Consider the following 12,162-nt stretch of genomic DNA (forward strand, 5'->3'; position numbering starts at 1 on the left):
CTGACCTCAAGACGAGGCCCGTGCGTGAGAGGTGAGGGAGTCGCCTACGCCTTGTTGATGTTCGGTCCGGACTCGGACCCGTTGTCGCTGTCGCGACGCTCGGACTCAGCCTCGGCCTCGAGCTCGGGACGCTCTTCGACGGCCTCGTGCTCGGAGAGCGCGGAAGCGTCGTCCGGGACGGCTGGTGTGAGGATGTTCGCGACGGTCATCGAGTGGACGCGAAGGCGAGTGCCCGGCTCCGACTCGATCGTCGTGATGTTGTTCTCCTCGTCGATGTCGACGATCGTGCCGTAGACGCCGCTCTGCGTCATGACATCCGCGCCGATGACCGCGCTGCTGCGCATCTCCTGCTGCTGCTGGGACCTCTTCTTGTTGCTGCGCCACATGAAGAAGATCATGACGCCGAGGAGGACGAGGGGAAGGAGAAGCGTGAGATCCATTGTGGGTGCCTTTCTGGCAGTCCGTACTACGACTATGCACGCCCGGAACGACGGCAAACGCATCTAGTGTACGTCGCGGTCGTCCGGATGTCGCTCAGCAAGAGCTGGAGGGGTGAAGCTGGTTCCTAGATGTCGAGAGCTGACCGCTGGGGTGCTCCCCCGCCAGGGAGGGTGCGCCCGAGGTGCGCGTAGGCCTGCTGCGTTGCGACGCGGCCCCTCTGCGTGCGGGTGACGAGGCCGGTCCGGACGAGGAAGGGCTCGACCACGCTCTCGACGGTCTCCGCCTCCTCGCCGACGGAGACGGCCAGCGATCTCACGCCGACCGGTCCCCCGGCGAAGCGATCGATGAGCGCTTGCAGGACGGCGCGGTCGAGGCGGTCGAGGCCGAGCGCGTCCACGTCGTAGACCAGGAGTGCGTGCTGCACGGCCTGCTCGTTGGCGTCGGTCTCGTGGACGAGGGCGTAGTCGCGCACTCGCCGGAGGAGTCGGTTCGCGATTCGCGGTGTGCCCCGGCTCCGGGTCGCGATCTCGGCGAGCGCCGCGTCGTCGACGCGGAGGTCGAGCAGGCGGGCCGCACGGGCGAGGACCCGTTCCAGCTCGGCGTCCTCGTAGAACTCGAGGTGCGCGGTGAAGCCGAAGCGGTCGCGAAGCGGGTTCGGGAGGAGGCCCGCTCGGGTGGTGGCGCCGATGACGGTGAAGGGGGCCAGCTCGAGCGGAACGCTCGTGGCGCCTGCGCCCTTGCCGACCATGATGTCGATGCGGTAGTCCTCCATGGCGAGGTACAGCATCTCCTCGGCCGTGCGCGCCATGCGGTGGATCTCGTCGATGAACAGCAGCTCACCCGGCACCAGGCTGGAGAGGACGGCCGCCAGGTCGCCCGCGTGCTGCAGCGCGGGACCGCTCGTGAGCCGAATGGGCTGCCCCGTCTCCTCGGCGACGATGAGAGCCAGCGTCGTTTTTCCGAGGCCAGGGGGGCCCGCGAGCAGGATGTGGTCTGGGGTGCGACTCTGCAGGGCGGCTGCCTTGAGGAGCAGCTCCAACTGCACTCGCACCTTCGCCTGGCCGACGAACTCGGCGAGGTTCGCCGGTCTGAGGGCTCCCTCGAAGGCGATCTCCGCCTCGGACTCGGGTGCTTCCGGGATGTGCGAGGCGTCGGTCACGATCGGCTCCCAGCCGGCCCGAGCAGCTTGAGTGTGGCCCGCAGCAGCTTCGCGACGTCCTGCTCTTCACCCTCGAGCGCCTTCGCGGCGTCCTCGACCGCGGGCGAAGCCTGCCGTTCTGCGTAGCCGAGGCCGAGCAGCGCTTCGACCACGTCGCGGCGCACCGCCGCCGCTCCGCTGTCGGAGGACGGCTCCCCCGTGGTCGTGCCCGGGGCAGGCGCGAGAGCGATCTTGCCCGCGAGCGAGAGGATGATGAGCTTGGCGGTCTTGGGGCCGATGCCGCTCACTGCCGTGAAGGCCTTGACGTCCTCTTCGCTGACCGCACGGGCGACCTGTTCCGGCTCGAGATGAGCGAGCACGCCGAGCGCGGACTTGGGACCGACTCCGGTGACCGTGATGAGGTGCTCGAAGATCTCGAGTTCCTCGGGTCGCTGGAACCCGTACAGGGTCCAGGCGTCTTCGCGGACGACGAGGTGCGTGCGCAGCAGCACCTCGGTGTCGAGGCGGAGCTGCAGGGCATGCGCTGGGGTCACGAAGACCTGGTAGCCGACACCCGCGGCCTCGATCGTGACCGTTGTGGCGGTCCGGTACAGCACCTGGCCGCGGAGGGAAGCAATCACCGGTCTACCGTACGCGGCGGCCGCGGGATTTCGCGGCACGCTCGGCGGCGAGCCACGCGCTCTGCGCGGTTGTCGGCGCGTCCGCAGGCCGCCCGGCTGACGCGACGGCTCGCTGCGCTGGCGTCTGGCCCCTCGCGGGCTTGAGGGCGTCGAGCGGGGATTTCCAAGCCGAGCAGATGGCGAGCGCCAACGCGTCGGCGGCGTCGGCCGGCTTGGGGATGTCGTCGAGTCGGAGGATGCGCTGCACCATCGTGCCGACCTGCTTCTTCTCGGCTGAGCCGTAGCCGGTGACGGCGGCCTTGACCTCCGACGGGGTGTGCAGGACAGCGGCGATGCCCCGACGTTCCGCCGCGACGAGGATCACTCCAGAGATCTGGGCGACCCCCATGACGCTCGGGAGGTTCTGCTGGGCGAAGACGCGCTCCAGGGCGATGGCATCCGGCTTGAACTCGTCGAGCACGGCCTCGATGCCGTCTGCGAGGAGTCGGAGGCGCCGCTGCAGCTCATCTCCGGGAGCTGATGTGACCACCGAGACGTGCACGAACTCGACACGCTGTCGGCCGTGCGCGTCGACGATGCCGAGGCCGCAGCGCGTGAGGCCGGGGTCGATGCCCAGGATTCGCCGCGGCACTCGGACTACTCGTCGTCTTCGGAGAGCTGCTGCTGCACCTCGGCGGAGACGTCGATGTTCGTGAAGATGTTCTGCACGTCGTCGCTGTCCTCGAGTGCGTCGATGAGGCGGAACACCTTGCGAGCGGTGTCGGCGTCGGCCTCGACCTTGACGTTCGGCACGAACTCGGCGTCGGCGGAGTCGTAGTCGATGCCAGCGGCCTGCAGGGCCGTGCGTGCGCCGACCATCTCGCTGGCATCCGTGCGGATCTCGAACACGTGCCCGTGGTCGATGACCTCCTCGGCGCCGGCGTCGAGGACGACCTCGAGCACGTCGTCCTCGGTGGGGGTCTCCTCGTGGGGGACGACGATGACGCCCTTGCGCTCGAAGTTGAACGCAACTGAGCCCGGGTCCGCCATGTTGCCGCCGTTGCGGCTCATTGCCGTCCGCACCTCGGCCGCCGCGCGGTTCTTGTTGTCGGTGAGGCACTCGATGAGCAGCGCGATGCCACCGGGGCCGTATCCCTCGTACATGATCGTGGTGTAGTCGATCGACTCGCCCGTGAGGCCCGCGCCGCGCTTGACGGCCCGGTTGATGTTGTCGATCGGGACGCTGGTCTTCTTCGCCTTCTGGATGGCGTCAGCAAGCGTGGGGTTGCCAGCGATGTCGGCGCCGCCGATCTTCGCCGCGACCTCGATGTTCTTGATGAGCTTGGCGAACGACTTCGCGCGACGCGAGTCGATGATGGCCTTCTTGTGCTTGGTCGTCGCCCACTTGGAGTGTCCGGACATCTGTTCTCCGTTGTTCTAGCGCGTCTCACCTGCGGTGGGCGCCTGCTGCTGTTCGTATGCACGCTGACACCGTGGCCCGAGAAGTGGACGCCACTGGTCGCCGTCGGCGAGCGGTCTCTTCGTCTAGTTTACGCGTGCTCCGGCCAAGCACCCGCGAGGAACACAGCAAGTGCGCGTTCGAGGGCCTCGATGTCGGCGATCGCGGCCAGCTCGCGGGCCGAGTGCATGGAGAGGATGGGGATGCCGACGTCGACGGTCGAGATGCCGAGCTCGGTGGACGCGATCGGGCCGATCGTCGAACCGCACGGCAGCGAGTTGCTCGACACGAAGGCCTGCACGGCCACGCCGGCGTTCTGGCAGACGCCGGTCCAGAGTGCGCTCCCGCGCGCATCTGTGGCGTAGCGCTGGTTCGCGTTCAGCTTGAGCAGGGTCCCTCGGCCCGCGATGGGCCGGGTCTCGTCGTCGTGCTTCTCCGGGTAGTTCGGGTGCACGCTGTGGCCCAGGTCGCTCGAGACGAGCCACGAGGCGGCCAGCGCTCGCCGCTGCTGGGCGGGACCTGCGCCGAGGCCCTCCTGGATGCGAGCGAGCACGTCGCCGAGGAACGGGCCGGCCGCGCCTGAACGGCTCGCGGAACCCACCTCTTCGTGGTCGAAGGCCGCGATGACGGGGATCACGCCACTCGGCACGGTCTCGACGAGTGCCGTCGTCGCGGCGTGGACGCTGACGAGGTTGTCGAGGCGAGCCCCGGCGAACAGCGCCTCGCCGTGTCCGAAGAGCTGGGCGTCCTGGGCATCTGCGAGGAAGAGGTCGAAGCCCGTGATCGAATCCGGGTCGACCCCGGCGTCGGATGCTAGCGCCGCCACGACGCCTCCCGCCGCCTCGAGACCGAGGACGGGGTGGGTGTGGCGCTGCGGGTCGAGGACGAGTCCGCGCTCGTTGACGCCACGGTCGAGATGGATCGCGAGCTGCGGGATGCGCGCGATGGGTCCTGAGGCGGCGAGCACGGTGGTGCCGTCAGCGAGGGCGAGACGGCCCGCGACGCGCAGCTCGCGGTCGAGCCAGGAGTTCAGCAGTGGCCCGCCGTAGACCTCGACCTCGAGGCGCTGCCAGCCCTTCGATGTCGACTCCGGGTTCGGCTTGAGCTTGAACCCAGGCGAGTCGGTGTGCGCTCCGACGATCGCGAACGGCGTGATCGGCGACGTGGACTCCGGCACTCGCCACGCGATGACCGCTCCGTCGCGGACGACGACGTAGCCGCCGGCCTCCTGCGGCCACTCATCGCGCTCGTCGAGTGACGTGAAGCCGGCATCCTCGAGCCGCCGTGCGACCTCAGCTGCCGCGTGATAGGAGGAGGGGGCATCACGGATGAAGGCCGCGAGGGAATCGCTGACCTGCTTGCTCCTGGCTGCCTTGCTCGGACGGCGTCTCGCCATGTTCTGCTCCTGGTTCTCTGTCGAATCGGTCGGTGCGTGGCGTCGTTCAGCCGGCGTGCTCGGCGACCCGGTCGAGGAAGTACCTGTGGAACCGGGTCTCGCCGTTCATCTCGGGGTGGAACGACGTCCCGAGGAGGTTGCCCTGCGCGACGGCGACTACTCGACCGTCCGGCAGCGCCGCCATGACGCGGGCACGGCTCCCGACGGCATCCACGACGGGGCCGCGGATGAAGGTGGCGTGAACGGCCGGCTCGCCCAGCTCCGGAACCTCGATCTGCGTCTCGAACGACTGGTTCTGCGAGCCGAAGGCGTTCCGTCGCACCGACACCTCGAGGCCGCCGAAGCTCTGCTGGCCCCTGATCGCGTCGACGACGGTGTCGGCGAGCATGATCAGGCCGGCGCACGTGCCGAAGACCGGCATCCCTGCTGCGATTCGATCCTGGATGGGCTGGGCGATGTCGAAGATCCGAGACAGCTTGTCGATGACACTCGATTCGCCTCCGGGGATCACGAGCCCCGAGACTGCCTCGAGCTGCGCCTGGGTCCGCACGAGCACCACCTCGGCGCCGAGGTCCGTGAGCACCTGCTGGTGCTCACGGACGTCGCCCTGCAGGGCGAGGACGCCGACTACGGGAGTCGCCAACGCCTCGCTACCAGCCGCGCTCAGCGAGACGGTGCGGGGCTGCGAGGTCGGAGACGTTGATGCCGACCATGGCTTCGCCGAGTCCGCGCGATGCGGCAGCGATCACGGCAGGGTCGTCGAACGCGGTGGTCGCCTTCACGATGGCGGCCGCGCGCTGGGCCGGGTTGCCCGACTTGAAGATGCCGGAGCCGACGAAGACACCGTCTGCGCCGAGCTGCATCATCATCGCGGCGTCGGCCGGGGTCGCGACGCCACCCGCGGTGAAGAGCACGACGGGCAGCTTGCCGGTCTCGGCGATCTCGCGCACGAGTTCGTATGGAGCCTGGAGCTCCTTCGCGGCGACGTAGAGTTCGTCGCGGGTCATGGACGTGAGGGCGGCGACCTCCCCGCGGATCTTGCGGATGTGCTTGGTCGCCTCCGATACGTCGCCCGTGCCGGCCTCGCCCTTCGAGCGGATCATGGCGGCGCCCTCGTTGATGCGTCGCAGCGCCTCACCGAGGTTCGTGGCGCCGCAGACGAACGGCGTCGTGAACTGCCACTTGTCGATGTGGTTGACGTAGTCGGCGGGGCTCAGCACCTCGGACTCGTCGATGTAGTCGACGTCGAGCGCCTGCAGCACCTGCGCCTCGACGAAGTGCCCGATGCGAGCCTTCGCCATGACGGGGATGGAGACCTCGGCGATGATGCTCTCGATGAGGTCGGGGTCGCTCATACGGGCGACGCCGCCCTGCGCGCGGATGTCGGCCGGGACGCGCTCGAGGGCCATGACGGCGACAGCGCCGGCATCTTCGGCGATGCGCGCCTGCTCCGCGGTGACGACGTCCATGATCACGCCGCCCTTGAGCATCTCCGCGAGGCCGCGCTTGACCCGGTTGGAGCCTACGGTCCCGTCGGCGGCGACGAGGGGGGCAGTGCTTTCGCTCATGATGTCCTTACTTTCCGCGTGCAGAGAGTGCATGGCGGTTCGGAGGTGAATTGGCTCAAGTGTAGACGCGCGTGCGTCCCGGCTTGATTGGGCGAATGCCCAATGAAATCGCGGTCGATCAGGCCTTCGGCCAGGCGTCGGCGAGGGCCTGGCGGGTCTCGCCGAGCAGCGATGGGAACGCCTTCGTCTTCGCGATGATCGGGAAGAAGTTGGCGTCGAACTGCCAGCGAGGCACGATGTGCTGATGCAGGTGCCCGGCGATGCCAGCTCCGGCCAGACGACCCTGGTTCATCCCGATGTTGAAGCCGTCGACGTTCGAGACGGCGCGGAGCACACGCATCGCGGTCTGCGTCAGATGCGCGATCTCGAGCACCTCGGCCTCGGAGGCCTCGTCGTACATCGCCACGTGCCGGTACGGGCACACGAGGAGGTGACCGGAGTTGTACGGATAGAGGTTCATGACCACGAACGCGTGCTCGCCCCGGGCCACGATGAGCGACTTCTCGTCGTCCATCGTGGGCCCGACGCAGAACGGGCAGGCATCCTGTGCGGGGTCCTGACCATCCTGGATGTACGCCATCCGGTGCGGTGTCCAGAGCCGCTGGAAGGAGTCGGGCACCCCGGCGAAGTCAGCCGAGCGCTCGATGTCGAGGCCGTCGAGCTCGCCTTCGGGGAACCCGAGCGCGCTCATGCCAGGTCTTCTGCCGTGTTCACGAGCAGGTGCTCGTCGACGGCGCCGCGGACGAGGCGGATCGCGTCCTCGATCGGAACGCCGTTGCGCTGGGTTCCATCGCGGAAGCGGAAGGAGACCGTCTTCGCGGCGCGGTCGTCCTCGCCGGCGATGAGCTGGAACGGCACCTTCGCCTTGGTGTGGTTGCGGATCTTCTTCGGCATGCGATCGTCGGACGCGTCGAGCTCGGCTCGCACGCCGTGGGATCGCAGCTCGTCGACAATGCCCTGGAGGTAGTCGCCGTACTGCTCCGCAACCGGGATGGCGACGAGTTGCACGGGCGACAGCCAGACTGGGAAGGCACCGGCGTAGTGCTCGACGAGCACGCCGAAGAAGCGCTCGATCGAGCCGAAGAGGGCGCGGTGGATCATGACGGGACGCTGGCGCGTGCCATCCGGAGCCGCGTACTCCATGTCGAAGAGCTCTGGCAGGTTGAAGTCGAGCTGGATGGTCGACATCTGCCAGGTGCGGCCGATCGCGTCGCGCGCCTGCACGGAGATCTTCGGACCGTAGAACGCGGCTCCGCCCGGATCGGGGACCAGGTCGAGACCGGACTCGGTGGCGACCTCCTCGAGCGTGCGCGTCGCCTCCTCCCACGTTGCGTCGTCGCCGACGAACTTCTCGGGGTTCTTCGTCGACAGCTCGAGGTAGAAGTCGTCGAGGCCGTAGTCCTTGAGCAGCGAGAGCACGAACTTGAGGGTGCGGGTCAGCTCGTCCCGCATCTGGTCGCGCGTGCAGTAGATGTGGGCATCGTCCTGGGTGAAGCCGCGTGCGCGGGTCAGGCCGTGCACGACGCCGGACTTCTCCATGCGGTAGACCGTGCCGAACTCGAACATCCGCAGTGGCAGCTCACGGTAGGAGTGCGCGCCCTGGTTGTAGATCAGGTTGTGCATCGGGCAGTTCATGGGCTTCAGGTAGTAGTCCTGGCCCTGCTTGGTGACGTTGCCCGCCTCGTCCACTTCCTCGTCGATGCGCATCGGCGGATACATGCCGTCTCGGTACCAGTCGAGGTGCCCGGAGATCTCGTAGAGACGCCCCTTCGTGATGTGCGGGGTCGAGACGAAGCTGTACCCCTCCTGCACGTGGCGCTTTCGCGAGTGCTCTTCCATCTCGAGCTTGATGATCCCGCCCCTGGGATGGAACACCGGCAGCCCGGATCCGAGCTCGTCCGGGAAGCTGAACAGGTCGAGCTCGCGGCCTAGGCGACGGTGGTCGCGCTTCATGGCCTCCTCGATGCGCTCCTTGTAGGCCCGCAGCTCGTCCTTCGTCGGCCAGGCCGTTCCGTAGATGCGCTGGAGCTGCGGGTTCTTCTCGGACCCGCGCCAGTAGGCGGCCGCAGAGCGAAGGATCGAGAAGCCATTGCTGAGCATCCGGGTCGAGGGGATGTGTGGCCCCCGGCAGAGGTCCTTCCAGTAGACCTCTCCCGTCTTCGCGTCGACGTTGTCGTAGATAGTGAGCTCACCAGCGCCCACCTCGACCGACTCGTTGTCGGCGTTGGCGCCGCTGCCCTTGAGTCCGATCAGCTCGAGCTTGTAGGGCTCGTCGGCGAGTTCGGCCCGTGCCTCATCGTCGGTCACGACCCGACGCACGAAGCGCTGCCCCTGTCGCTGGATGCGCTGGGCTTCCTTCTCGATGGCCTTGAGGTCTTCCGGCGTGAACGGGGTCTCGACGTCGAAGTCGTAGTAGAAGCCGTCGGTGATGGGCGGTCCGATGCCGAGCCGCGCATCCGGGTTGATCTTCTGCACGGCCTGCGCGATGACGTGCGCGGCCGAGTGGCGGAGGATGCTGAGTCCGTCGGCGCTGTCGATCGTCACCGGTTCCGCGATCGCCCCGTCCGGCACCACGGTGGCGAGGTCGACGAGCACACCGTCGAGCTTCATCGCGACGACGGAGCGGTCTGTGAAGAGCTCGAATCCGGTGGTCGTCGCGCCGCCGTTCTCGTGCGGGCGGGTTTCGGTCTCGAGGTCAACGGGATCGCTGGTCACGATGCTCCTTCTCGTTAGGCATGAACAAGCGACCACTTTATCGCGCGACTGCCTCCGCACGGCGCACGGAACCCGCTCCCTGAGGAGCGGGACGCCTAGTTCTTCCGACGTCCCTCGCGGGGCGTGAACGTGCCGATGTCCTCGGGCGCGTCAGAATCGGAGGGTGTCGCCGAGGGACGGGGGCCTCCGCTTGCCGACTTCGCGTCACCGGCGCCGGCTGAGGCCTTGGCTTCCGACTCGGCCTTGCCATCCTTGCCGAGCGTGTCGACCAGGCTGTTCAGGGCCAGGAGCGCCAGGCGGATCTTCTGGTGGTGTCGGCCCTCGGTCTTGACGTCGAGCTTCTCGGCGAGCTTCACCGCCTGATTCTTGATGACGCTCTCTCGCCCGGTCACGACCTTCTTCAGGCCCGTGTGGACGGCCTGGACGCGCGCGCCAGAGTTCGCGGACTCCCGCATCCGCTCACCCCTCGCTGAACCCGTGGTGTCGCCTGCGCCGCTGCCCGTCGAAGCCATGATTCCTCCAAGTGCGCCGACCGGCGCGATCCGTGATTGCATCAAGATACGCGCAATCGCGATACATCGCGTGTGAAGACGCTGGGTGACGACTCGCACAGATACACAGCCAACAAGGCAGCTCCTCCCGCTAGCCTGAAGTCAGCGATCGGCGCACTGCCTTTGGCGAACGAAACAACCAAAGGTTGCCGACCGAGGGGATCCTCACATTACGACTTCATCTTCTGCGCTCCCCCAGGGCATCGGCCGGATCCGTACCACCAAGCCCCGCACCCCGGGAGCGAAATCCGTCACGCAGAGCTACAGCGCCGTGTCGAAGGTCATCCGCGAGATGGGCCTCCTCAAGCGCACTCGCTGGTTCTACGGGATGCTGGCCGCTGGTCTCCTCCTCGCACTGGGCGGAGCCATCACCGGGTTCATCCTGCTCGGCGACAGCTGGTTCCAGCTGCTCATCGCTGCCGCCCTCGGCGTCATCTTCACGCAGTTCGCCTTCATCGCCCACGAGGCGTCGCACCGACAGGTGCTCGAGTCCGGCCCGGGCAACGACCGCCTCGGTCGTTTCCTCGCTGCTGGTGTCGTCGGCATGAGCTACAGCTGGTGGATGACGAAGCACACGAAGCACCACGTGAACCCGAACAAGATGGGCAAAGACCCTGACATCGACTTCGACACGATCTCCTTCACGGAGGAGGACGCTCGGAAGCAGACCGGCCTCCTCGCACTGATCACGCGGAAGCAGGGCTACCTGTTCTTCCCGCTGCTCACCTTCGAGGGCTACAACCTGCATTTCCGCTCGATCAAGTCGCTCTTCACTCGCCAGCCCATCAAGGGACGCTGGATCGAGTTCACGATGATCACGGTCCGCTTCGCGATCTACCTCGGAGCCATCTTCTGGCTGCTCCCCCTCGGCATGGCGTTCGCCTTCATCGCCGTGCAGATGGCCGTCTTCGGCGTCTACATGGGCGCATCGTTCGCCCCGAACCACAAGGGCATGCCGATCATCCCGGCCGACGTGAAGATGGACTTCTTCAGCAAGCAGGTCCTCACCTCGCGGAACGTGAGCGGCGGCTGGTGGGCGAGCGCGCTCATGGGCGGCCTCAACTACCAGGTCGAGCACCACCTCTTCCCGAGCATGCCGCGCCCGCACCTCGCCAGGGCTCGCGAGATCATTCGCGAGCACTGCCAGAACCTCGAGGTCCCGTACACCGAGACGACGCTCATCAAGTCGTACGGCATCGTGATCGACTACCTCAACAGGGTCGGCCTCCAGGCTCGCGACCCCTTCGACTGCCCGCTGGTCAATCAGTTCCGCCGCGTCTGATCTGACGCGTGCGCAAAGGCCCACCCGGTTCATCCGGGTGGGCCTTTCTGCGTGTTGCCTGCGTCTCCCGGAGAGAGCTATTCGTAAATCTACGAATAGCTGGTACGGTCGAAGCATGAGCATCCACTTCCAAGCACAGATGCCTTCCGGCTGGAAGGCCACAAGCGCCATCCGAGTCCTGCGATTTCCCGGAGGCGAGATAACCCTCGTCGTCCCCGCGGATCTCGAAGAGAAGCCCGCCTACGCGACCGTCACGGGCGCCGATCCGAGCGACCTCATCACCCTTGGGCTCTGGGCCGACTACGCGCGTCGGCTCGGACAGCGGGCAGTCGCGGTCCTCCCCTATCTCCCGGCGGCTCGTGCCGACCGGGGCGTCCCCTTCGGGGCGAAGGTCTACGCCGAGCTGATCAACAGCTTCGGGCTCGATCAGGTGATCGTCTTCGACCCCCACTCCTCGGTCGCTCCCGGCCTGATCGACAACGTCAAGATCGTCGGCTCGGCGCCCTACGTGCGGCGAGCGACGATCGGACGCGTCGGATCCGCGCACGACTACGTCGGCGTCATCGCACCGGATGCAGGTGCCGTCGGCCGAGCACAGGCCGCTGCGTCCGCACTGCACCTCCCGCTCTTCCGCGCCGAGAAGCACCGTGACTTCGAGACCGGGAAGCTCTCCGGCTTCAGCTGCGAGGCTCTCCCCCGCCACGGGCGCCTCCTCGTGGTCGACGACATCTGCGACGGAGGCGGCACCTTCAGGGGCTTGGCAGAGGCCACTGGACTGCCCAAGGAGCGCCTGACGCTCTTCGTGAGCCACGGGGTTTTCTCGGGCGACGCCCCCGCCCTCAGACAGCACTTCGGCGAGATCATCACCACCGACTCGCACCCCGGCTCCGCACGCGAGGGCGTCGCGACCAAGGTGCTCTCGATCCGGAACATCCTCGCCCCCTACGTCGAGTACTGAGTCGCGGCAGACGCGACCTCGACGCTACAAGCTC

13 protein-coding genes are annotated in these 12,162 nt (G+C 67.3%); 2 read left to right on the plus strand and 11 right to left on the minus strand.

Going from position 1 to position 12,162, the window contains the following annotated elements:
• Positions 1-44 precede the first annotated feature (44 nt).
• From yajC to ITJ61_RS02625, 11 genes are all read right to left on the minus strand, one after another.
• Positions 45-440 (minus strand): preprotein translocase subunit YajC, encoded by a 396-nt coding sequence (gene yajC / locus ITJ61_RS02575; protein WP_181057836.1) that lies wholly within the window; start codon positions 438-440, stop codon positions 45-47.
• Positions 441-565: 125 nt separating this feature from the next.
• Positions 566-1,600: a Holliday junction branch migration DNA helicase RuvB gene (gene ruvB, locus ITJ61_RS02580; protein ID WP_104298771.1), complete on the minus strand. Its 1,035-nt coding sequence runs from the start codon at positions 1,598-1,600 to the stop codon at positions 566-568.
• Positions 1,597-2,220: a Holliday junction branch migration protein RuvA gene (ruvA, locus tag ITJ61_RS02585; protein WP_104298770.1), complete on the minus strand. Its 624-nt coding sequence runs from the start codon at positions 2,218-2,220 to the stop codon at positions 1,597-1,599. Before ruvA ends, ruvB begins: the two co-directional genes overlap by 4 nt.
• A gap of 4 nt (positions 2,221-2,224) precedes the next feature.
• Positions 2,225-2,851 carry a crossover junction endodeoxyribonuclease RuvC gene (gene ruvC, locus ITJ61_RS02590; RefSeq protein ID WP_194685352.1) on the minus strand — a complete coding sequence of 209 codons (627 nt, stop codon included), beginning with the start codon at positions 2,849-2,851 and terminating at the stop codon, positions 2,225-2,227.
• A 5-nt stretch (positions 2,852-2,856) separates the two neighbouring features.
• Positions 2,857-3,621: a YebC/PmpR family DNA-binding transcriptional regulator gene (locus ITJ61_RS02595; protein WP_194685353.1), complete on the minus strand. Its 765-nt coding sequence runs from the start codon at positions 3,619-3,621 to the stop codon at positions 2,857-2,859.
• A gap of 128 nt (positions 3,622-3,749) precedes the next feature.
• Positions 3,750-5,054 carry a M18 family aminopeptidase gene (locus ITJ61_RS02600; protein ID WP_194685354.1) on the minus strand — a complete coding sequence of 435 codons (1,305 nt, stop codon included), beginning with the start codon at positions 5,052-5,054 and terminating at the stop codon, positions 3,750-3,752.
• A gap of 46 nt (positions 5,055-5,100) precedes the next feature.
• Entirely contained in the window at positions 5,101-5,697 is a 597-nt protein-coding gene (gene pdxT / locus ITJ61_RS02605) for a pyridoxal 5'-phosphate synthase glutaminase subunit PdxT (RefSeq protein ID WP_194685355.1), read from the minus strand.
• 7 nt (positions 5,698-5,704) lie between these two features.
• Positions 5,705-6,622, minus strand: coding sequence for a pyridoxal 5'-phosphate synthase lyase subunit PdxS (gene pdxS / locus ITJ61_RS02610; RefSeq protein ID WP_104241300.1), 918 nt, complete (start codon positions 6,620-6,622; stop codon positions 5,705-5,707).
• Positions 6,623-6,740: 118 nt separating this feature from the next.
• Positions 6,741-7,313 (minus strand): HIT family protein, encoded by a 573-nt coding sequence (locus ITJ61_RS02615; protein ID WP_104241301.1) that lies wholly within the window; start codon positions 7,311-7,313, stop codon positions 6,741-6,743.
• Positions 7,310-9,232, minus strand: a complete 1,923-nt coding sequence (thrS, locus tag ITJ61_RS02620; protein ID WP_104242059.1) for a threonine--tRNA ligase — start codon at positions 9,230-9,232, stop codon at positions 7,310-7,312. The genes ITJ61_RS02615 and thrS overlap by 4 nt, the downstream gene beginning before the upstream one ends.
• Positions 9,233-9,432: 200 nt before the next feature.
• On the minus strand, positions 9,433-9,849 hold the full coding sequence (locus ITJ61_RS02625) for a hypothetical protein (protein ID WP_104308677.1): 417 nt from the start codon (positions 9,847-9,849) through the stop codon (positions 9,433-9,435).
• Positions 9,850-10,090: 241 nt separating this feature from the next.
• Between ITJ61_RS02625 and ITJ61_RS02630 the strand changes: the two genes are divergently transcribed.
• Both ITJ61_RS02630 and ITJ61_RS02635 read left to right on the plus strand, forming a co-directional pair.
• A complete protein-coding gene (locus ITJ61_RS02630; RefSeq protein ID WP_258063165.1) occupies positions 10,091-11,170 on the plus strand; it encodes a fatty acid desaturase family protein in 1,080 nt (359 codons plus the stop codon).
• Between the two features lie 115 nt (positions 11,171-11,285).
• The gene (locus ITJ61_RS02635; RefSeq protein ID WP_194685356.1) at positions 11,286-12,128 is read left to right on the plus strand and encodes a phosphoribosyltransferase family protein; all 843 of its coding nucleotides are present in this window, start codon (positions 11,286-11,288) and stop codon (positions 12,126-12,128) included.
• Positions 12,129-12,162: the final 34 nt, after the last annotated feature.

It is taken from the genome of Pseudoclavibacter sp. VKM Ac-2888 (assembly GCF_015351285.1).
Taxonomy (GTDB): Bacteria; Actinomycetota; Actinomycetes; order Actinomycetales; family Microbacteriaceae; genus Pseudoclavibacter.